The 20,994-nt window shown below is 41.1% G+C and carries 19 protein-coding genes and 2 riboswitches; of the genes, 6 read left to right on the top strand and 13 right to left on the bottom strand.

All coding sequences use genetic code 11. The features are described from left to right. Positions 1–103 precede the first annotated feature (103 nt). Positions 104–1,489 carry a DUF2254 domain-containing protein gene (locus tag SLH55_RS05320; RefSeq protein WP_320322887.1) on the top strand — a complete coding sequence of 462 codons (1,386 nt, stop codon included), beginning with the start codon at positions 104–106 and terminating at the stop codon, positions 1,487–1,489. Positions 1,490–1,535: 46 nt separating this feature from the next. Here the strand turns inward: SLH55_RS05320 and SLH55_RS05315 are convergent, their stop codons facing one another. The 10 genes from SLH55_RS05315 to SLH55_RS05270 all read right to left on the bottom strand — a co-directional run bounded on the left by SLH55_RS05315 (position 1,536) and on the right by SLH55_RS05270 (position 10,722). After that, entirely contained in the window at positions 1,536–1,655 is a 120-nt protein-coding gene (locus SLH55_RS05315; protein WP_219169248.1) for a DUF6254 family protein, read from the bottom strand. A gap of 73 nt (positions 1,656–1,728) precedes the next feature. Then, positions 1,729–2,760: a hypothetical protein gene (locus SLH55_RS05310; RefSeq protein WP_226674484.1), complete on the bottom strand. Its 1,032-nt coding sequence runs from the start codon at positions 2,758–2,760 to the stop codon at positions 1,729–1,731. A 148-nt stretch (positions 2,761–2,908) separates the two neighbouring features. Continuing rightward, positions 2,909–4,603, bottom strand: a complete 1,695-nt coding sequence (locus SLH55_RS05305; protein WP_320322886.1) for a M3 family oligoendopeptidase — start codon at positions 4,601–4,603, stop codon at positions 2,909–2,911. A gap of 145 nt (positions 4,604–4,748) precedes the next feature. After that, the gene (locus SLH55_RS05300; protein ID WP_219169254.1) at positions 4,749–5,198 is read right to left on the bottom strand and encodes a MarR family winged helix-turn-helix transcriptional regulator; all 450 of its coding nucleotides are present in this window, start codon (positions 5,196–5,198) and stop codon (positions 4,749–4,751) included. Between the two features lie 238 nt (positions 5,199–5,436). After that, the gene (locus tag SLH55_RS05295) at positions 5,437–5,682 is read right to left on the bottom strand and encodes an aspartyl-phosphate phosphatase Spo0E family protein (protein WP_320322885.1); all 246 of its coding nucleotides are present in this window, start codon (positions 5,680–5,682) and stop codon (positions 5,437–5,439) included. Between the two features lie 567 nt (positions 5,683–6,249). After that, a complete protein-coding gene (locus SLH55_RS05290) occupies positions 6,250–6,762 on the bottom strand; it encodes a 1,2-dihydroxy-3-keto-5-methylthiopentene dioxygenase (protein ID WP_219169256.1) in 513 nt (170 codons plus the stop codon). After that, entirely contained in the window at positions 6,759–7,406 is a 648-nt protein-coding gene (locus SLH55_RS05285; protein WP_320322884.1) for a methylthioribulose 1-phosphate dehydratase, read from the bottom strand. The genes SLH55_RS05290 and SLH55_RS05285 overlap by 4 nt, the downstream gene beginning before the upstream one ends. Beyond that, on the bottom strand, positions 7,403–8,068 hold the full coding sequence (locus SLH55_RS05280; RefSeq protein WP_320322883.1) for a 2-hydroxy-3-keto-5-methylthiopentenyl-1-phosphate phosphatase: 666 nt from the start codon (positions 8,066–8,068) through the stop codon (positions 7,403–7,405). Before SLH55_RS05280 ends, SLH55_RS05285 begins: the two co-directional genes overlap by 4 nt. Continuing rightward, on the bottom strand, positions 8,068–9,282 hold the full coding sequence (locus SLH55_RS05275; protein WP_320322882.1) for a 2,3-diketo-5-methylthiopentyl-1-phosphate enolase: 1,215 nt from the start codon (positions 9,280–9,282) through the stop codon (positions 8,068–8,070). The genes SLH55_RS05280 and SLH55_RS05275 overlap by 1 nt, the downstream gene beginning before the upstream one ends. Positions 9,283–9,384: 102 nt before the next feature. Then, positions 9,385–9,487, bottom strand: a riboswitch (SAM riboswitch). A gap of 50 nt (positions 9,488–9,537) precedes the next feature. Further along, complete coding sequence (locus tag SLH55_RS05270) at positions 9,538–10,722, bottom strand: pyridoxal phosphate-dependent aminotransferase (protein ID WP_320322881.1); 1,185 nt, start codon at positions 10,720–10,722, stop codon at positions 9,538–9,540. Between the two features lie 117 nt (positions 10,723–10,839). Here SLH55_RS05270 and SLH55_RS05265 point away from each other — a divergent pair, with 117 nt between their 5' ends. The 3 genes from SLH55_RS05265 (at position 10,840) to mtnA (ending at position 14,229) form a co-directional block, all read left to right on the top strand. Continuing rightward, positions 10,840–11,622, top strand: coding sequence for a carbon-nitrogen family hydrolase (locus SLH55_RS05265; RefSeq protein WP_320322880.1), 783 nt, complete (start codon positions 10,840–10,842; stop codon positions 11,620–11,622). A 90-nt stretch (positions 11,623–11,712) separates the two neighbouring features. After that, positions 11,713–11,869: riboswitch (SAM riboswitch) on the top strand. Between the two features lie 109 nt (positions 11,870–11,978). Beyond that, entirely contained in the window at positions 11,979–13,163 is a 1,185-nt protein-coding gene (mtnK, locus tag SLH55_RS05260; protein WP_320322879.1) for an S-methyl-5-thioribose kinase, read from the top strand. A 13-nt stretch (positions 13,164–13,176) separates the two neighbouring features. Then, positions 13,177–14,229, top strand: coding sequence for an S-methyl-5-thioribose-1-phosphate isomerase (mtnA, locus tag SLH55_RS05255; protein WP_219169266.1), 1,053 nt, complete (start codon positions 13,177–13,179; stop codon positions 14,227–14,229). A 44-nt stretch (positions 14,230–14,273) separates the two neighbouring features. On the opposite strand, the gene SLH55_RS05250 is transcribed toward mtnA, so the two are convergent. The 3 genes from SLH55_RS05250 to SLH55_RS05240 form a co-directional block, all read right to left on the bottom strand. Beyond that, on the bottom strand, positions 14,274–14,864 hold the full coding sequence (locus tag SLH55_RS05250; RefSeq protein WP_219169267.1) for a metalloregulator ArsR/SmtB family transcription factor: 591 nt from the start codon (positions 14,862–14,864) through the stop codon (positions 14,274–14,276). Positions 14,865–15,031: 167 nt separating this feature from the next. Continuing rightward, on the bottom strand, positions 15,032–15,487 hold the full coding sequence (locus SLH55_RS05245; RefSeq protein ID WP_219169268.1) for a methylated-DNA--[protein]-cysteine S-methyltransferase: 456 nt from the start codon (positions 15,485–15,487) through the stop codon (positions 15,032–15,034). A gap of 14 nt (positions 15,488–15,501) precedes the next feature. Continuing rightward, complete coding sequence (locus SLH55_RS05240) at positions 15,502–17,655, bottom strand: PAS domain S-box protein (RefSeq protein ID WP_320322878.1); 2,154 nt, start codon at positions 17,653–17,655, stop codon at positions 15,502–15,504. Between the two features lie 170 nt (positions 17,656–17,825). Here SLH55_RS05240 and SLH55_RS05235 point away from each other — a divergent pair, with 170 nt between their 5' ends. Together SLH55_RS05235 and SLH55_RS05230 are read left to right on the top strand one after the other, a co-directional pair. Further along, a complete protein-coding gene (locus SLH55_RS05235) occupies positions 17,826–18,851 on the top strand; it encodes an acyltransferase family protein (protein ID WP_219169270.1) in 1,026 nt (341 codons plus the stop codon). Positions 18,852–19,179: 328 nt separating this feature from the next. Then, the gene (locus tag SLH55_RS05230) at positions 19,180–20,907 is read left to right on the top strand and encodes a B12-binding domain-containing radical SAM protein (RefSeq protein ID WP_219169271.1); all 1,728 of its coding nucleotides are present in this window, start codon (positions 19,180–19,182) and stop codon (positions 20,905–20,907) included. Positions 20,908–20,994: the final 87 nt, after the last annotated feature.

Genomic DNA, 20,994 nt, shown 5'->3' with positions numbered 1-20,994 from the left:
CTTTCCTCCACTATTATTATTTGAGTACTGAAGCGAAAAGGTTTAATGCATCGGCTTTGAGGATATTCTTATAGCATACTGTTCATAAGGTGGATCCCTCGAGATGAATATAAATATACATATTTTTAATAAAGCCCAAAAAAGTTTCTGGTTTGTCCCATTCTTATTCTCCATGATATCTTTATTGCTTTCTCTCCTCACCTTTTATTTTGATTGGTGGTTGAGTCAGCATGACTACCCGATATTCCCTAAGGTGTTGTTCTCAAATTTCAACCTATCGATGACAATCATCAGCACTATTGCTTCATCCATCATGACCATGACGACCATTACCTTTTCAACCATCATGGTTGTCCTTACAACGTTTCTTTCCCAGTATTCACCAAGGACTTTACAGAATTTCATCAACGACCGACCTACTCAACGTGTGCTTGCCATTTTTGTTTCGGGTGTGGTGTACTGCATCACTCTGCTGGTTCTTCTTAAAGATGAATCAGGTCAAGAATTATACATTTCATCTGCATTTGCCGGAATCGTTGCGGTTATTTGTCTATTTGTCTTTGTTTATTTCGTCCATCATGTGTCTAATTGGGTGAAGGTTAGTAATTTGATCCATAACATTACCATCAAGACAAATAATAAAATTGATAATAGTTACTTATACAGAAGAAATGCCATCCAAGATGAGCCATCGACTTTCAATGAATCTTTCTTTAGTGAAACCGAGCCCGTTACGATGTACAGTGAAGCATCTGGATATCTACAACAAATCGATATAGAAGGAATGATCAAGAAAGCGGGAAAGGACAAGAGTATCGTCCGTATGGTGAAGACACCTGGGGAATACTTACTTGAAGGAACCCCCGTTATGACCATCTGGACTACGACAGATGATATAGATGGGGAAGATTATCTTAGCTACCTTGTACTTGGCCCTGATAAAGAACCTATGGAAGATATTGAGCTCGGAATCCGGAAGCTTGTGGAAATAGCCTTAAGAGCCATTTCCCCCGCCATCAATGATCCCAATACAGCGAAAAACTGTATCGAAGAGATCGGAATCATTCTATCGAAGCTCGCTAAACACAAACTTCCCAGCTCTTACTTGACAGATGATGAAAATCAGGTACGAATCATATTAGAACAACCCACCTTTGTCGATCATCTATACAAAAGCTTTTATCAATTGAGGCATTATGGGAAACAGGATGTTTCCATCATTGCAGAAATCCTCCGCTCCTTGAGAATGATCGGTGAAAATAATAGCGAAGAAACGCAGAAAATGGTATGGACCTTTAAGGATTATATTTTGGAAGGGATTGATTATGACAGCCTCCAGAACCTTGATATTCAGTACATCGTGAGACACCTTGACGAACTAGCCAAGGGATGCGGGCAAGGTGATTGGGATAAAGACGAAGTCCGAAATAAATATTTTCCCGAGAAGTACAAGACGGAGGACGCATATCATCATGATCATGGTTCATAGATCTAAGCCAATAAAAAACGGATGCCGTCAAGCATCCGTTTTTATATTATTGTTTTTCTTTTTTTCCTTCTGAAAGTTCCTTGAACGAAGAAACTTTTCCGTGCGGATGCTGCTCTTCTTTCCTTACATTCCACTGTCTTTCTTTTTCATGCTTGGACTGTGTCATGATTGCCACCCCTTTTCAATATTTATTCTCTATTAACATGGGCAGCGGGCACATTTTTTACTCTTTTTAATGATTATTTATTCGGTTTCATCCATAGAAGAATGATAAATAACAAACTCATGTACCCAAACAGAGGATACAGATAGGATAAAAGTTCACTGTATTCGAAAAAGCTCAATGAATAAATCATCAAGAAAATACCTGTGAAAGTCAACAACGAAGGGCCCTTCCAATAATTACTCAATTGCTTCTCAAGACCAAATACGCCTCCAATGACGGATGTGAAAATCTCACCATAAATAATGAGGATATAAACAAAGTAAAAGCCGGATACAAATGATTTCATCACGACCGCCATTGGAATCTGGTAATCGGTTACGTTCGGAATCAAGACAAGAGTGATATGACTGGATATTAAAATAAGCGTCAGAAAAAATCCCCCAAGATATCCCCCATATTTAATGATTTCCCGATCCTTCACTTCTCCGGCAACAGGAACGAGAACAGCCTGTGCCATGGCGAGATTGAAGGCTACATAAGAAAAAGGGGCCACGACCGATTTCCAGCCATCTTCAGCATGAGGAATCATCAGAAATGCGTCTAAAAATGCTGCATGGCGAACCGAATACACCATCAGAAACAGATTAAAGACAATCATAAGGGGAACGACAAACGTATTTACAGCAAATAATCCTTTAATGCCCACCATCATCGTGAAAAAACCCAAAGCGATGGTCAACAGAATGCCCAATTGCTTCGATAATAGGAGCTGCTCCTGGAAAACGGCTCCTGCCCCTGAAAGCATGACGGCTGAAACGCCGATCAGCATGATCATCATTACGATATTCATGATTCTCGCAAACCATTTTCCAAATAAGTATTCGTTAAATTCTTCGAAAGACTTCGCTTTAATATCATGGGATTTAAGCATGATCTTGGTTCCCATCGTAATGAATAAGTACCCGCTCAGTAAAATGGCAATAAACCCGACAAATCCAAATCGGGTAAAAAACTCGACAATTTCCCTTCCCGTGGCAAATCCGGCTCCTATGACTGTTCCTACATATACCGCTGCTATCTGAAACGATCCAGCAATTTTTTTCATCCCATCACCTCTGACACCTTCTAATTCACCTTATGTACAAGCAGGGAAAAACAGAAGCAAAAGTAGATAATTCTCTTAGAAATCAGCCGGTATAGAATGTGAGGACATAAGAAAAGCAGCCGCAACAAGTACGGCTGCCAAATATCATTTACAGGGATGTATCATCTATCCCATTTAACCATTGCCTGATCGGTTCAATCACTTTTTGGACTGTTCCCTCCCGGAATGGGGAGTCTAAATCAGCTGCTTCCACTAATTCCGTGAAAGAACGGCTGCCACCCAGCTTACATAAGGCGACATAATCATCCCATGCTCCTTCTCGATCAAGATTCATTTTCTTCCAGAACTGAAAAGCACAAATTTGAGCCAATGTATAGTCAATATAGTAGAAAGGTGAATTGTATATATGGGATTGACGCTGCCAGAACCCTCCACTTTCCAAATATGAAACATGGTCATAGTCCTTATGGGGCAAATACTCTTTCTCGATCCTCCTCCATGCTGCATTGCGTTCAGCAGGAGTGGCCTCTGGATTTTCATACACAAAATGTTGGAATTCATCGACAGCAACACCGTATGGAAGAAATTGCAGTGCTTCACTCAGATGAGAAAATTGATACTTATCCGTATCCTCTTTAAAGAAATATTTCATCCACGGCCAAGTGAAGAATTCCATACTCATGGAATGTATCTCACAAGCCTCATACGTTGGCCAGATGTATTCCGGTATATCAAATCCTCGGCTTGAGTACACTTGGAAGGCATGACCGGCTTCATGGGTCAACACATCGATATCCCCGGACGTCCCATTAAAGTTCGAGAAGATGTATGGTGATTCATAATTGGCGATATACGTGCAATATCCTCCTCCCGCTTTCCCTTTCTTCGCTTCCAGATCCATAAGGTTCGCCTCAATCATGAAATCAAAGAATTCCTTTGTCTCAGGTGATAACTCTTCGTACATTTTCTTACCGTTTTCAATTATCCACTGAGGGTCGCCTTTAGGAGCTGCATTTCCCGATGTGAATTTAAATCCTTCATCATAAAATTTCATGGAGTCGATACCGATCCGCTTTCCTTGTCTTTCTTTCAGCTCTGTAGAAAGAGGTACGATGTGCTCCTTCACCTGATCACGGAACACCTTCACCATATCAGGTGTATAATCCGTTCTCGTCATACGATAGTAACCCAGTTCCACAAAGTTTTTGTATCCTAATGTAGTCGCTATCTTATGGCGGAGTTTGACCAATTCATCGAATATACGATCTAACTCTTCCTGGTTTTCTTCGAAGAAAGAGATGGTGGCCATGGCCGCATCTTTCCTTGTACCTCTGTTCACCGATTGTGTGAAGGGTCCCATCTGAGCCAATGTGCGCTCTTCTCCTTCAAATGGAATCTTCGCAGACGCCATTAATTTTGTATATTGGGAAGACAGCTTATTTTCCTTTTGAAGCAATGTGATGATTTCAGGGGAAAACGTCTTGATTTCACTTTCTGCAAGAGAAAACAACTGCTTTCCCCACTTATCTTCCAATTCTTGACGAAATGGAGAATTCACGAGCTCCCGGTAATATTCCGTCACCATACCTGAAACTTCAGGCATCATATCATCGATGTACTCCTGCTCCTCTTTGTAAAAGGCATCATTTGTATCAATGGAATGTCTGATGTAGCAAATGTTCTGCATCGTATCGATGTTATGCCGGATTTCATTGATTTCCTTAATGGCTTCCACTTGTCCAGAGACATCCGAAGCAGCTTTGAATTTCTGGAGAACCTCCTCGAAAACCGGTTTAATCTCTTCCAGGTTTGGTCTTTCATATGTAAAATCTTCAAACTTCATAAATTGTGCCTCCTCTTAAATTTATCCCGAATATAGTTATTCGACTTCACATTCCGATTCTCCTGTTAATGGACAGAATTGATCATTTGTTATTGCAAAAAAAAAGCCCCATCTAGAATAGACAGGGCAGGTTGGTTAATGGAGCTTAATAGGACAGATCTTTAATGGATAGTCCCAACTTTTTGAGCATTTGTATTGTTTCTTCTTTTTCATCAGGAGATAAAGCAGACATCAATTCGTGAATCCGCTCTTCATGATTAGGGAATATATCATCGATTAACTCTCTGCCCTTTTCAGTGATCTGAGCATAGGTCACACGACGATCCTTAGGACACGCGACACGCTTAAGGTAGCCTTTTTGTTCCAGCTTATCGACTACATAGGTAATACTGCCGGATGCTAACAGGATCTTTCCGCCTATTTGCTGCAGGGGCTGATCTCCCTTATGATAGAGGAGCTCCAGGACGGCAAATTCAGTGGGATTTAATCCATTCTCTTGAATATTCTTATTTATCTCTTCATTCAAGGCTTTAAAAGCTCTTGACAGGACTATGAAAAGCTTCAATGATTGTTTTGAATCCTGAGTTTGGTTCATGGCATTCATTCCTTTAAAAATAAATATCTCAGTTTCAAAATATTATACAAATAAATGCTTTCTTTGTCAAATTCCAGAATCCGATCATGGATAAAACAGAAGGGACGGTGCGTGCGCACCGTCCCTTCTGTTTTTGAAATTACGACAAATTAGAATGTTTGTCCAGATGTGAAAGTGGGAATGTTCGAAGGTTCTCTCTCTTGTAAACCTTGAATGATGGGGAGATCTTGATGAGTGGTCACGATGCAGTGCGTTTTAATAAACTTTTAATGTACTGACCGAATTCACTTGATGATTCCTGAGATGTGAATGGCACAACATTATGTTTGCACTTTTCATAATCGTTTAAAAGCTGGTCCAATTGCTGGCTGCATTTGATTGTCTCCTCCGCACAAAGTCCGAGGCTACCTCCAAGGGAAATCATTTCTGAGCGTTTTTGACTGATTCTCATTAATAACCATTTTTGTTTTAATAGGCGACCCATTTTCTACTAAACTCCTTTTTATCTCCTAGTCTTTATAAAGTAAAATCGTTACTTGAGAATTATCGCAAGTATTATCAGAAAAGTAAATAGATTCGCAAAACAAGACAAAATAACTAGTAATGTTTCTTTATTTGACATTATTCGCCAAAAGTTAAGCCTGTCCAAATCTAAAAATCTTTAGGAAAACAACTTAATAACTAAAGATAAAAAGAGGCTGGGACATAACTAAATCTATACACTCTAAAGACGAACAATGAGATTACGTGTTACACCGCTGCCCGATTCCGTGCAAGACTTCGCTTTCCTCGGGCGGAAGGCGAGCCTCCTCACAGCTTGCGCTCCTGCGGGGTCTCACCTATTCCGCTTTTCCCGCAGGAGTCTTCGTCTTGCACTCCAATCAACAGCTAGAACCAGCTAAATACATGGATTTTAAAAATTAAAAATCCGAACGAGTTAGATTTTTATCAGATTACTCGTTCGGATATTTCTTTATCTAAAACCCTTTTGTCCCAGTCTCAATAACTTTGTCTAAAATCCTTTTTGTCCAAGCATCATCATGATAGTTGATTAATAGATTGGCACCCATCCTTCACTGGTTACGAAAATCCGGACTGCGACTACTTTCTTATCATCGTTTAAGGTGAAGTAGTGGCGGATATTTTCAGGAACGGAAATCAAGTCACCCGGATTCAGATGTACTTCAAAGAAACCCCCGTCACTTCCTTGAATGACAAATACTCCATGCCCATTAACGATGAAGCGGACTTCATCATCTGTATGATGATGTTCCTGTTGGAAATTCTTTAATAGTTCTTCAAGATTGGGTGTCTCTTCCGACAGGGAGATGATATCCCATGCCTGATATCCCCTTCTTCCTGAAATGTCTTCTATTTCATCTTTAAATGCAGACAATATTTGTTCTTTATCACTTTCCGTCAATACATATTTGTCATGGAGGCTTTCATCCAGTTTACCGATGTTCCAATGTTCATAAATGACTCCCTGTTCACTTAAATACTTTACTACCTCTTCTTGATTTTCAATGACTTGGTTTTCTCCCTGGATTTTAATTGTCGTCATGATGTGACTCCTCCTTTAATAATGGATTGATTGCTGCCGAAAGATAAAAGAGTGAGTTTATATTGAAACAAAAACTCACAAGCTTCTAATAGTTTTTTAGCTTCAAAACCGGTTCGTCCCCATACCGTAATGCCGTGGTTTCGAATGAGCACTGCCCCTTTATCTTCTTTAACATGAGGTTGAAATTCATCTCCCAGAGTTGGAATATGTGCATGATTTTGAATGATTGGTATCTCCAGGGAATCATGTTCCCCCCATTTATCCCACGCCTTAATCAGTTCCTGGTTTCTAATGGTGATCACACCAGCCTCCCCATACAATTCACTGATCACGTTATTCGCGACTGTATGTACATGCAGGCTGCAGCCTGCTGAGCTTCCTGTGAAGACATGACTGTGCAGAAGCGTTTCGGCTGAAGGTCGCAATTGAGTATCTTCCATCGCCTCACCGCGTGCATTTACAAGGAGAAAGTCTTCTTTTGTATGCTTCCTTTTATCCTTACCGCTTGCCGTCACGAGGAAAGTGGCAGGAGCAGAACCGACTCGCATGGCAAGGTTCCCGCTTGTCCCCATAAACCAGTCCCTGTCTGCTAATTCTCTTTTTATTTCAGCAAGTTCTTCCCATTGTTCGTGATAATGTTTCATCTTACCACTCCTTCTTTCTCAAGGGCTTCCTTACAGTCATGAAAGGTTTCGAAGTGTATGAAGGGAATTCCATTTTCCATGCATTTTTCTGCAAGAAAGTCCCTTGCCATCACTGTGTCTCCCAGTTTTGCCATCTCAAGATCTGTGACTGAATCCCCGATGACGAAGACCTTCGAACCTTCGGATAAAGACAAAGTTCTAAGAATCGATGGTTTACAACAACCGCATCCCCCACTTCCACATTGTTCATCACAGGGATGGGGCCAAAGGATGGAAATGGTTGAATCATTGAAGCTCGCTTCATTACAATAGACTCCATGAAAAGGACCGTATGCTTCCAGCAAGGGATGAACAAAGAAATCGAGGCCGCCGCTTACGATGTACAAAGGAATTCCGTGCTTTGCCGTATAATCCACAAATTCCTCAAAACCTTCACGTATGACAGCTGAATCTCTTAAGTACTGAACCATATCCTCTTTCTTTGATGAAGGTATGAGTGAGAATAACCTGCTCACTCCTTCTTTTATGGATAGGGTCTGATCTAAGATGTCATCTTTAATCGCCTCCCATTCCGGTGGGGCAAAGGTTTTCATTAACGAGATGATATTATCGGTTTCTGTGATCGTTCCATCAAAATCACAAAAGATGATCGGACGCGTCATTATACTTTCACCTCTTCTCCCCACAGGGATAGCGCTTTATGAAGCTCACTATGAGTTTCCGCAGCCTCCCGCAGAGTCACACCTCCCATTACGGCATCCATCGCTTGCAGGAATGCCTGTCCGCCACCGATTGCCCCATCCGGATGCCCATGTATTCCGCCTCCTGCATTAATGACACAGTCAAGACCAAAATCTTTCACCAAGAGCGGCACAAGGGCCGGATGAATTCCGGCAGAAGGGACAGGCAATACTCTCTTGAAGAAAGGATCTTCCCTGGTCAATTCTTTGCTAATGGATAGAACCAGGTCCTTCTTCAATGCGACACTCCCATAAGGAGAAGGAAACAGTGAAAAATCAGCACCGGTCATTCGAAGAAATTTGCCCAGCCATAAGGAATAACTGACACCATACGATGGCGAGGCAGCCACTGCTCCGGCAAATGCAGGGTGAGCCATGATCGGCAGGGAGATGTCCGGATCCTCCCTCAATTCCTGGAGAACATCAAGGCCGTAGGAATAGACATTGAATAGAAGGGCATCCGCCCCAAGTTCTCGCGCCTTTTTAGCTTTTCCCCTTAATTCAGAAGTTCGCCCTGTAAGATTCACGGCATATAGTGTTCTCTTACCAAATTCCTCAAACACTTCCTGTAACACTCTTTTCCCAGTCTTGATTCTTTCAGTAAATGGTGTGAGAGGATTGTCAAAGAGAATTTCATCATCTTTTACAACGTCGACGCCACCCAATGCCTGTGCTTTTAGTTGGTTTTCCAAGTATGAGAGATCCCTGCCGATGACGCCTTTAAAAATGCTCATCAGTAATGGCCTTTCCTTTACACCCGTTAACTCCCTGATGCCATCAATACCAAACCGCGGTCCAGGGTAAGTCTTTTTAAGATCATCGGAAAACTCTAAATCTACTAATTTCACTTCACCATCCAGAGACAGCTTCCCGAAAACGGTAGTTAGGACAGCCGGTAGATCATTTGAAAAATTATGACCCGGATAACCAATCTGCACCAAACCACTTGTACCATCTTCCCTTTCGGACTCACTGACGGAAACTACCCTCCCCTTGTACTTGCGTAATTGTTCTTGTTCCAGAAGTGGTAAGTCCGTCCATGAACCGACTGTTAATCCAAGAGCGATTCCTTCAGCTTTTTTTTCAAACGAACCTGATTTCCCTTTTATTTCATATGTTGCAATCACTTCACTCAATGTATTTCTTCCTCCTTACAGATATTCTCCACGCTTGCCCTTAATCTCCCTTACAACAAAAAAACCCCTTCCCGATAAGAAGAGGTTTTCAATCATCACTCTTTCTTATCTGTCAGCTCATTGGCTGCAAGAATTAGCACCGTGCTTAAAAAAGTCGGTTGCCGGGCTTCATAGGGCTGGTCCCTCCGCCTGCTCTTGATAAGAATTTCATTATTAAATAATTCAGTTGGATTATTGCACCATTTCCGGTTGCTGTCAATCCCCTTTGTGAAATAATTCTAAATTTTCTATACGGGAAATCGCTTCTTTAATACGATCGTGTGAGGTTAATAGTCCAACTCGGACGTACCCTTCCCCGAATTCTCCAAATCCTACACCCGGTGCCACAGCAACGTGTATAGTTTCAAGTAAATAGGTGGAAAACTCCACGGATGTGAATCCTTCAGGCACCTTCAGCCATGCAAAGAAGGAACCTTGTGGTGCTTTTACTTCCCAGCCTATTTCCTGAAGTCCGGAGATTAATAGATTCCTTCTATCTTCGTATGTTGCAACCAGTTCGGCCACGCAATTCTGTGAACTTAATAAAGCCGTTGTGGCTGCTTCTTGAATCGCCCCGAACAGACTGACGTATAAATGATCCTGCAGGAGATTGATCGCTTCAATGACACTCTTATTCCCAACGGCAAAACCGACTCTCCAACCGGCCATATTATACGTTTTGGATAACGTATAAATCTCTATCCCTACGTCCTTGGCACCTTCTGTTTGCAGAAAACTTATGGGCTTTTTGCCATCGAATCCAATCGCGCCATAGGCAAAGTCGTGGACCACACAAATATCATGCTGTGCCGCAAATTCCACTGTCCCTTCGAAAAATGATGCAGTTGCGGTTGCTCCAGTAGGATTATTGGGATAGTTGAGGAACATCAATTTGGTCTTTTCTAATTCCTCGCTGGAATGAATGCGATAATCAGGTAGAAATCCATGTTCTTCCTTCAGGGGCATCTTGATCATCTCAGCTTCCGCCAAAGCCACACCTGATACATAATCCGGATAACCTGGATCGGGTACTAATACCCCGTCACCTGGATTCAATAAGCATTGGGGGATTTCAACTAGCCCTGCTTTTCCCCCAAACAGGACGGCTACTTCTGTTTCCGGATCGACCTTAACCCCGTATTCACGGAAGTAGAATGAAGAAATAGCCTCTTTAAAGGACGTTAACCCTCGAAATGGAGGATATTTATGGTTGATCGGAGAAGCTGCAGCTTCTGTCAATTTTTCCACGATATGCCGGGGCGTCGGCTGATCCGGGTTTCCCTGGCCTAAGTTAATGACGTCATGCCCCTCTTTCATCGCAGCATTCACTGTTCCTGCCAGTGATGCGAAAAATTGTTGAGGCAGTAACTCCAAACGTGCTGCCTTTTTAAAGTTTTTCATACACTCACCTACTTATTTTTTGAAAATTAATTACTTTCAAATTCTAGTCACAAATGATATAACGAAGAATAAAGAATGTAAAGGAATATATTCAAAAAAGTACATGAGGTGAAGATAATGATTCAAAAGATCGGACTCGCCCAAATGGACATCGCATATGGGCGTCCAGAAGAAAACAAAGGAAAAGTAGAACATTGGGTCAAAAAAGCAAAAGATGATGGCTGTCATACAGTCGTTCTTCCCGAGCTGTGGACAACAGGCTATGACCTTACAAGGATGGATGAAATTGCAGATGAAGAAGCAAAGGATTCCTCTTCCTACCTTACTTCCCTTTCAAAAAAATATTCAATACATATCATAGGTGGATCTGTTGCGAACAAAACGAAAGAAGGGGTAAAAAATACACTTTTAGCCGTTGATTCTAACGGACAGTTGGTCAAACAGTATTCAAAACTTCACCTGTTTAAACTGATGGATGAACATCTTTATTTACTTCCAGGACATGAGGACGGAATGTTTACTCTTGATGATACAAAAATGGCTGGACTCATTTGTTACGACATCCGTTTTCCAGAATGGTTCAGAAAGCATGTACTATTGGGAGCCAAGGTTGTTTATGTGGTTGCTGAGTGGCCGCGAGCAAGAATCGATCACTGGCAAACACTCTTAAGGGCACGTGCGATCGAAAATCAATGCTTTGTTATCGCCTGCAACCGTGTTGGTCATGATCCTGACAATGAGTTTGGAGGGTGCTCCCTCATCATTGACCCTTGGGGCAAAATCCTTGCTCAAGGTACTCACACAGAACAACTGGTTTCAGCCGCAATCGATCTGCAAGAGGTAGAAGAAGTCCGTAGGAAAATTCCCATCTTCCAGGATCGGAGACCGGATTTCTATTAATTTCAAAAAATCATTGACATGGAAAATACTTCAATGGTACTATTCAATTCAAATGAAACATTCTGAAAATTAATTAAATAGTGTACGCAACTCTTATCAAGAGCTGGCTGAGGGATTTGGCCCTATGAAGCCCAGCAACCGACCATCATACCGTTGAAAAACGGGGCGCTCTATGCGCCGGATTGATCAATCCAGTAAGGCACGGTGCTAATTCCAACAGAAAGATAGTCTTTCTGAGAGATAAGAGGCGACGAAGATGAATCTTCAAGCCTCTTTCAAACATGGAAGAGGCTTTTCTATTGCCCCGGAAAAGCCTCCATCACACCCCAAAAGGTGCATCAATAGGAGGAAATACAATGGCACTCACCAAACTCAATACGTATCAACCACTTACTGAACTATCTGCCATAGCGTTGGCCAAACGTCTAAAAATTTTTGATGATGCTTCTCAATTAACTTGTGAAGAAATCGGAGATGGAAACCTGAATCTGGTCTTTCATGTAGTTGAACGGAGTACAGATAAAGGGATCATCATCAAACAAGCTCTTCCTTATGCAAAAGTTGTTGGTGAAAGCTGGCCCCTGACTATCGAGAGGGCAAGGATTGAAGCGAGTGCCCTAAATCTTCAGAGGTCATTTGTTGGAGACCTCGTACCGGAAGTATATTATTCTGATCCAGCACTAGCCATTACCGTGATGGAGGATCTAAGCAAACTCACAATTGCTCGCACAGGCCTAATCCAAGGAAGCAAATATCCTAAGCTATCAGAGGATATAGGGACATTTCTCGGGAATACATTGTATTTCACATCGGATTATGCCTTACATCCCTTTAAGAAAAAGGAATATGTGAAGGAATTTTCAAATCCTGAACTATGTAAAATTACCGAAGACCTTGTTTTCACGGATCCTTTCTTTAATAGCGAAACTAATGACTATGAGGAAGAACTAACCGAGGATGTTCAACAATTATGGGATGATTTCAAGGTGAAACTCGAGGTGGCAAAATTAAAGAAGAGCTTCTTGACTGAAGGCGAAGCACTGCTGCACGGGGATCTTCATACGGGCAGTATATTTGTCGATACCTGCCAAACGAAAGTGATCGACCCGGAATTTGCATTTTATGGACCAATTGGTTTCGATATAGGTCAATTTATTGCCAACCTCATTTTCCAAGTAGTCTCAAATCCTGAAGAAAAAGAAACCATTCTTGATACTATCAAAAATACTTGGCACGTTTTCTCTTCAACGTTCGCGGGACATTGGAAAGAGAGTGGAGATGCCTATACGAAAGTCGATGGGTATCTTGAATATGTATTGGAGAAAAGTTTCCGGGACAGCATCGGCTTTGCAGGATGTGAATGTATCAGAAGGACGATCGGTCTTGCACATGTGGATGACCTGGAGAGCATCAGTTGTAAGGAACGTAGGCTAAAAGCAAAACGGGCCTGTTTGAACATTGGAAAAAGACTCATTATAAACCGTATGGATATTCAATCGATCGAGGAACTTCTGACGATTGTACGGTCACATTCTGAATGAAAAGGAGATACTCATGACACAAACACTTACCATACCAACCTCACTCGAGTGGCATGAAGATCATTTACTGATCCTTAATCAACAAAAGCTGCCAAATGTAGTTGAATATCTTAAACTTAGAAATCTGCATGAATATTATGAAGCGATTGTCTCACTCAAAGTAAGGGGGGCACCGGCAATCGGGATCACTGCGGCATACGGGCTCGCTCTAGCCGCAAGTCAATATGACACAGAAAATCTGAAAGAGTTCATGAGCCTTTTCACACGTGATAAAAAATACCTTGCAGATTCAAGGCCGACTGCTGTCAATTTATTCTGGGCATTGAACCGCCTGGATAAAGTACTGGAACATGTACAAACCGTAAATGAAGCAAAGACCGATTTGATTCATACAGCTATCCAGATTCATACAGAGGATGAGGAGGTATGCAGGATGATCGGGGAGTTTGCCCTGACAGTATTGGATGATAAGCGTAAGGTTATGACCATTTGCAATGCCGGAAGCATTGCCACAAGTAAATATGGAACTGCACTCTCCCCTTTTCACTTAGGAAGGGAGAAAGGGATCGGGTTTCAAGTGTTCGCCTGTGAAACTCGGCCAGTGCTTCAGGGTGCTCGTCTGACTGCTTGGGAACTTCAGCAGTCAGGTGTTGACGTGACCCTTATTACCGACAGCATGGCCGCTCATACTATCAAGGAGAAAGGAGTGGAAGCGGTGATAGTCGGCGCTGACCGTATAGCTGCAAATGGGGATACTGCAAATAAAATCGGAACATCGATGCTTGCCATTCTATGTAGCCATTACAGTATTCCTTTTTATGTGGCTGCTCCCTCCTCCACGTTTGATCTGGACTCTAAGACAGGTGAGGATATCCCCATAGAAGAAAGAGCACGTGAAGAAATCACGACGATGGCAGGCTCCATCATCGCCCCAGAAAATGTCCCAGTTTATAATCCCGCCTTTGACGTGACCTCGAATGAGTTGATTGCTGGTATCATCACAGAAAAAGGAGTGTTGTATCCTGACTTTGAAGAAAGCATAGGACGTGCCATTGGAGTAATTTAAAGAAGAGAAGGGACTTCACCTTCTCTTTTCCCCTATCTATCCGGTTATATCAGCTTGGTAGAAGCCCACATTTCCCTCGGATTCACCTCGTATATGCCATTTTCACGGTACATGAACTGATGGATGATGAATTCTCTCCTTAATGTGGCAAAGTCTTCATGGAATTGTTGAATATATTCATTCAATTCTTTTTCCTCATACTTTTCACCCACTTTGAGTCCCTCCACCATATGTTCGAGTATGAATAGTTTTTTCTTTTGTTGTGAAGGAATGGTCTTGATCCGTCCATTTTTCTCCAGGAAATTATTTTTCACTTTCTGTTTCTCTTTCATTAGTTGTTCTGTCAACGTTCTTTCCCCTTTCTCTTCATGAGCAAATCTGTGAAGAACATCCCCGTGATGATTTAGTACTTTTTTATTCAGAAAATAGTAAATCGTGTTTTTCTCCCGTCTTGAATAGACAAGATTGCATTCTTTAAGCTTCGTCAAATGATGGGAGATTGTGGGTGCCGTAAGCCCAAGTTTCCCCGCAATGGCCCCTACGTGCAGGTTTTCTTCTGCCAGTAAGTAGACAATCTTAATACGGGTCGGATCCCCCATTGTTTTATGAAAAGCCACCTGTTTACTAAGCTGCAAAAGTTGCCACCCCTTTTTATAATTAGATTATCATCTAATTAGATGATAATCTAAACAGGTGAAAGAATCAATCTGTTTTTTCAGAAAGATTCATCAAGTCTGTGGTAACTGGTGCAAGATGCATAAAAAAAAACAGATATAATCCCAGGGGATTATATCTGTTTTCCTTAACTTTCCAGTGACAATAAGATTTCTTTTTTATCGATTTGCGTACCTGCATAGCCTGTGAGTTTCTTATTCTTCCCGATGACTCGGTGACAGGGGATGATGATGGGGAACCGGTTTGCTTTATTCGCCTGTCCAACTGCCCGCACGGCTTTAGGTCTACGAACGGTTTCTGCTAAATCTTGATACGAACAGGTTTCACCATATGGGATGTCTTGAAGGGCATTCCATACTTCCAATTGAAAGTCTGTTCCTTCTATTTTCAGAGGAAGATCAAATACTCTCCTTTCCCCATTAAAAAATTCATGCAGCTGTTCCTTCGCCTTTAGAAGAATGGGATGATCCGCTTCATTGGATACTTCTTCTTCAACGAACTGCACAGAAAGCAATTGATTTTGATCTGCAGAAAGCTTAAGGTTCCCGATGGGACTAGCAATAGTGATTGAATGAAACGACATTTTAAAGGACTCCTTTATGATTTTGGCAAATAAATATGGAAGATGGTCCCTTCTCCAACCATGCTCTCAACCTGGACGCTTCCTTTATGCTCTTTAATAATTTTAAAGCTTACCATCAGGCCAAGTCCAGTCCCTCGTTCCTTTGTTGTATAAAAGGGTTCACCAAGCTTTTTTATTTTATCTTTTGAGATCCCGCCTCCCTGGTCCTTGATTTCGATATGAATCATTTCTTCTGCTGTTTCCTTGATGCTGATTGAAATGACCCCGCCACCTGACATTACTTCAATGGCATTCTTAATCACATTGATGAATACCTGCTTTAACTGATTGGGTTCAGCTACGATAGACGGCAGGTTCACCTGATAATTTTCCTCATACTGAACATTATGCATGACTGCCTGGGCACTTAATAATTCAACCGTATCCTTCATGATTTTGATTAAATCCGTTTCCTGGAATTGGATTGCCTGAGGCTTTGCCAGTACCAGAAATTCCGTAATGATCGACTCAATTCGCTGAAATTCAGAAGTGATAACATTAAAGTACATTTCATGATCTTTGCCCACGCTGTTTTCCAGCAGTTGAATGAACCCTTTAAGTGCGGTCATCGGGTTCCTGATCTCGTGGGCGATCCCTGCAGCAAGTTCCCCCACAACACTTAATGTATCTGATTTTCTTAATTGTTCCTGCATTTCAATCTGATCTGTAATGTCACGGATGATAGTTAAATTCAGGTTGGAAAGTAAATTATATTTAGATGATAGCTCTACATATTGAACTCTTTCCCTATATGAAGTTAACGTCTTTAAAAACGTCGCTTGACCGTCCTCTTTCAACTGCTGCAAATATTCATCATACGATTCTTCACCAGGCTCTATATTCAATATTTCCCGAACATCCTTACCGATGAGCTGATCTTTTTCCATGTTGATGATTTTACTCACTTCAGGATTTGCATCTACAACAACATAATTATGATTCGTCAGCAGCAATCCGTCCAAAGACCCTTCGAAAATTTTCCGGAACCGTTCTTCGCTTTCTCGTAATTCCTTCTCCATTTGATACCGTTCACTGACATTACGAAATATCGTCATATTATATCCATCAACGGAGTGAAGTTTGGATGTGAATTCCAGATGCTTCAGCTGGTTGTTTGGCATGAGGAACAATACCTCATCCCGCACTGCTCCGCTTCTGTTCAATTGTTCCATGACCAAATCGAATTTTTGGCTTTCTAGAGGATACACGAAGTCCCTGATTTTTTTTGAAAGGAGTTCGGATAGGGTACACTCGAATATCTTCAGGGCAGATGAGTTCGCTTTAAGAACCCTGCCGTCTTGATCCCATAATACAATGGCATCAATTGCTTCCTCAAACAGCCCCTTGAACAACTCTTCATTTCGCTTGAGTTGAATTTCCATCTGCCTTTTCTCCGTGACATCTCTAAGGATGGCCATGTGAAGTTTGTGATGAACATATGGACTTGTCGTGAATTCCACGATTGAAATGCTTTGAGATTTCTTGATCGGAATTTCACCGCGGGCTTTTTTGTTCTGAGATATCAATTCTTTAATCTTATCGATCTTATAGTGAGCATTCTCCGGAATGAAAGAGCTGATATTCCTGGAGGTGATCTCTTCCTTATCGAGTCCTACTTGTAAACTAAAGGCATGGTTTACATCATTGATATTACCATCAATATCGAATAAGACGATCCCTTCTGATGCATTTTGAAAAATGTTAGATAATAAATGCACGTTCAAATGATCTTTGCGCTCCTTCTCCTTCAGTTCCGTTACATCCTTGAAGTATAAATATGCATTGGGAGAAATGGTCGATTTTTTAAGCAATAACTCAACATGAATAATTTTATTGTCATTGACGTTCATCAGAGTTTCATCCTCTAATGTTTTCCCTGTTTCCATCACTTCTTTATAATGGGTCACGATAGGAGCTGGTACAGAGGAGAAAAATATGCTGAACAGCTTTCCGACTGCATTTTCATCACTTATTTGCAGGGTGTCACATGCCTCGGGGTTGGCATAAACGATTTTCAACTCATGATTGATGACAAGCATCGGCATGGGTGAAGCTAGGCAAATTTCCCTATCGATGGGATGACATTGTTCCTCGTTTTGCTCTTTCTTTAATTTACTGCTATTAGTCATTTCTTCATCCCCCTACTATTTTAAAAGACGACCATTGGCTTAACTCTTTATAGAATTCGCATAGCTTCCCATACTTTTGGTGATAATTAACAATGAAATTCATGTTTTGCTCATTGTATCCTAGGGTAAGAATGAATGAGGATTAAACTATTCTAAAAGATGGTGAAGATATGAAACAGCGCGACTATTACTTCGACAATGCCAAATTCATTTTGATCTTTTTAGTGGTATTTGGACATATTATCCGGTCCTATATTGAAAGTGACCCATTTATCCTTTCTTTGTATAAAACAATATACACCTTTCATATGCCGGCTTTCATTCTTGTGGCAGGATTTTTCGCAAAAGGGTTCTATAAAAAGGGGTATATCCAAAAACTTGCAAAAAAGCTGATACTCCCTTACATTGTGTTTCAATTAATCTACACAGTGTATTATCACTTTCTTTATAAGGAATCAACATTCGAGGTTGATCCGCTCAATCCACACTGGTCATTATGGTTCCTTATAAGTCTATTCTGTTGGAACGCTTTGCTTTATGCTTTCATCAAGTGGTTTAAGTTTAAGCCGGGAATCGGCCTGACAGTGGCTTTCTCCCTTGGACTAATCGTGGGATTTGCAGATGTCATTTCAAATTATTTGAGCCTTTCCAGAACATTTGTCTTCTTCCCGCTTTTCCTTATGGGATATTATATGGAAAAGGAGCACTTCGAATATTTTAAAACGAATAAAGCCCGTTTAGTGGCAGGTTCATTATTTGTACTCGTATTTTTGGGAATGTATTTTGTCCCTGAATTCTCAGATAAGTGGTTGCTCGGTTCCAAACCTTATGGGGACTTCGCATGGAATAACACTTTCAGTATGGCAGTCAGGGCAGCTGTTTACTTACTAAACATCGTGATGATTTTCAGCTTTTTTACATTCGTGCCTACAAAGAGACAATTTTTCACTAAATGGGGGAAAAATACTCTCTATGTTTACTTGCTCCATGGTTTTCTCATACGTTTATTCCGTGAAAGCCAACTTAAGGACACGATTGACCCTACTACAAGCTTGCTTTTGTTACTCGGGGTATCTTTCGTGCTAACGATGCTCTTTTCAACGAAATTCTTTACCAGCATCACTCAGCCTATCATAGAGTTTAAATCAACAAAATTGCAGAAACTGCTTTCCAAAAGGGAAATAAAAACAAGATAAACTTCAGTAGAAAGGGCTGACCCAATTGTATGCACGGGTCAGTCCCTTTTCTTGTTAAACTATTCTCTTAAATCAGGCAGACTAGCTTCCATCTAACACAATTTTCAAAAAACTATTATTTACTTAATATTATTCGCACAATTTCCTAAAATTCCTTCTAATAGTTACAAGAAATTTAAATTCATTTTAGACAAACATTGAGCTTTTTCGCAAGCTTCGATAAAATGATAATCAGTATGATGTACGAACATCTTTGGTCATCTACCATATAGTAAAAGAAATTCATATGGCTGAGCGCCGGATTGATTTAGAATAGAGGAGATTATTAATGAAGAAAGTCGTCTTAAGTACTTTAAATGCAAAATATATTCACACAAATTTAGCCATTCGCTGTTTAAAGGCTTACGCAGAGCCCGAACATGAAATAGAGCTCTCTGAATACACCATCAAAGATCCAACTCTAAATATTGCTACCGACTTATTTTCAAAAAAGCCTGACATCATAGGTTTCAGCTGCTACATTTGGAATATAGAAGAAACCATTAGGGTTATTAAGATTCTCCGGAAAATCATGCCTGAGGTTACGATCATCCTCGGAGGTCCAGAGGTGACATATGATGTTCCTTATTGGCTTGAGCGCCTCGTAGACGTTGACTTTATCGTCATAGGTGAAGGGGAAGAATCCTTTAAACAATTATTGGATCAGCTTAATGGTGACCGGGATTGGTCCAAAGTACATGGAGTGGCATATTTATCTGAAGGAAAACCAGTCATCAAGCCCCAACAAAATAAAATCGATTTACGGGACGTCCCTTCTCCTTTTCGTTTTCAGGAAGATTTGCCTCAGCTTGGCAAACGCGTGACCTATATCGAGACAAGCAGAGGATGCCCTTTCCGATGTCAGTTCTGCCTATCATCTATTGAAGTGGGCGTACGCTACTTTGATCGTGAGAAGGTAAAAGAAGATATCCGCTATTTGATGAAGCATGGTGCAAAAACCATCAAGTTTGTGGATCGTACCTTTAATATTAGCCGAAGCTACGCAATGGAGATGTTTCAATTTCTCATTGATGAGCACTTGCCGGGTACTGTCTTTCAATTTGAAATCACGGCAGATATTATGCGGCCGGAAGTAATTGAATTCCTGAACGAACATGCACCACAAGGACTGTTCCGTTTTGAAATTGGCATTCAATCTACAAATGATGAAACAAATGACCTTGTCATGCGGAAACAAAATTATAAAAAACTGACGAGAACCGTCACCATGGTGAAGGATGGAGGAAAAATTGATCAGCACCTCGATTTGATCGCAGGTCTGCCCGAAGAGGATTATCATTCTTTCAGGAAAACCTTCAATGATGTATTTGAATTGAGACCTGAAGAGCTACAATTAGGGTTCTTGAAGATGTTACGTGGGACTGGATTAAGAATTCGGGCCAATGATCATCAATATACGTATATGGATCATTCTCCCTATGAGATCCTTGGGAATAACGTATTGTCTTTCGACGATATCGTACGGATCAAGCAAGTGGAAGATGTATTGGAAAAATATTGGAACGATCATCGGATGGATCGCACCATTGAGTATTTGGTTACGGAATGTTTTGAAACACCATTTGATTTCTTCCAGCAATTCGGATCATTCTGGGAAAACAAAGGGTGGTCACGAATCGGTCATCAATTAGAGGATTTATTCAGACGATTGCATGAATTTATATCCACTGAAACGAGCTTTCATATTCCAGTCATTGAGAGTCTGATGAAACTGGACTATCTGGAGAATCAGAAATATAAGCCTAGAAAACCATGGTGGACACATGAGCTGACAAAGGACGAACGATCAACCATTTACCAAAGCCTGTTAGCTTCTCCTGTCATTGCCGGTGAAGGATTCGAGAGCTTGAACCTGAATGAAAAAGAGCTGTATAAACATACTTTGCTCGAAACAATTCAATCCAAAAGTGGTCAGGAGCAATATGTACTTGCCTACTTCGAACCTTCTTCCGGTCAATCGACAGTGTTTGAATTTGACCGTGCACTTGTTCAATGATATAGAAAAAAGAGGCAGGGACAAAACAAAATCTATACACTCTAAAGACGAACAATGAGATTACGTGTTACACCGCTGTTGATTTCC

This window comes from Rossellomorea sp. YZS02 (assembly GCF_033963925.1).
In the GTDB taxonomy this organism is placed as follows: domain Bacteria; phylum Bacillota; class Bacilli; order Bacillales; family Bacillaceae_B; genus Rossellomorea.
The sequence above is the reverse complement of the archived record's forward strand: the minus strand, read 5'-3'. Positions and strand labels throughout refer to the sequence as shown.

Excerpts from the sequence above, each read along its gene's own strand:
- SLH55_RS05295 (WP_320322885.1), bottom strand. The coding sequence starts at position 5,682 with ATGGGTCGCCTATTAAAACAAAAATGGTTATTAATGAGAATCAGTCAA.
- SLH55_RS05230 (WP_219169271.1), top strand. The coding sequence starts at position 19,180 with ATGAAGAAAGTCGTCTTAAGTACTTTAAATGCAAAATATATTCACACA.
- SLH55_RS05310 (WP_226674484.1), bottom strand. The coding sequence starts at position 2,760 with ATGAAAAAAATTGCTGGATCGTTTCAGATAGCAGCGGTATATGTAGGA.
- SLH55_RS05280 (WP_320322883.1), bottom strand. The coding sequence starts at position 8,068 with ATGACGCGTCCGATCATCTTTTGTGATTTTGATGGAACGATCACAGAA.
- SLH55_RS05240 (WP_320322878.1), bottom strand. The coding sequence starts at position 17,655 with ATGACTAATAGCAGTAAATTAAAGAAAGAGCAAAACGAGGAACAATGT.
- SLH55_RS05320 (WP_320322887.1), top strand. The coding sequence starts at position 104 with ATGAATATAAATATACATATTTTTAATAAAGCCCAAAAAAGTTTCTGG.
- SLH55_RS05290 (WP_219169256.1), bottom strand. The coding sequence starts at position 6,762 with ATGACGACAATTAAAATCCAGGGAGAAAACCAAGTCATTGAAAATCAA.
- SLH55_RS05270 (WP_320322881.1), bottom strand. The coding sequence starts at position 10,722 with ATGAAAAACTTTAAAAAGGCAGCACGTTTGGAGTTACTGCCTCAACAA.
- SLH55_RS05265 (WP_320322880.1), top strand. The coding sequence starts at position 10,840 with ATGATTCAAAAGATCGGACTCGCCCAAATGGACATCGCATATGGGCGT.
- SLH55_RS05305 (WP_320322886.1), bottom strand. The coding sequence starts at position 4,603 with ATGAAGTTTGAAGATTTTACATATGAAAGACCAAACCTGGAAGAGATT.
- SLH55_RS05300 (WP_219169254.1), bottom strand. The coding sequence starts at position 5,198 with ATGAACCAAACTCAGGATTCAAAACAATCATTGAAGCTTTTCATAGTC.
- SLH55_RS05245 (WP_219169268.1), bottom strand. The coding sequence starts at position 15,487 with ATGTCGTTTCATTCAATCACTATTGCTAGTCCCATCGGGAACCTTAAG.
- SLH55_RS05285 (WP_320322884.1), bottom strand. The coding sequence starts at position 7,406 with ATGAAACATTATCACGAACAATGGGAAGAACTTGCTGAAATAAAAAGA.
- mtnK (WP_320322879.1), top strand. The coding sequence starts at position 11,979 with ATGGCACTCACCAAACTCAATACGTATCAACCACTTACTGAACTATCT.
- SLH55_RS05315 (WP_219169248.1), bottom strand. The coding sequence starts at position 1,655 with ATGACACAGTCCAAGCATGAAAAAGAAAGACAGTGGAATGTAAGGAAA.
- SLH55_RS05235 (WP_219169270.1), top strand. The coding sequence starts at position 17,826 with ATGAAACAGCGCGACTATTACTTCGACAATGCCAAATTCATTTTGATC.
- mtnA (WP_219169266.1), top strand. The coding sequence starts at position 13,177 with ATGACACAAACACTTACCATACCAACCTCACTCGAGTGGCATGAAGAT.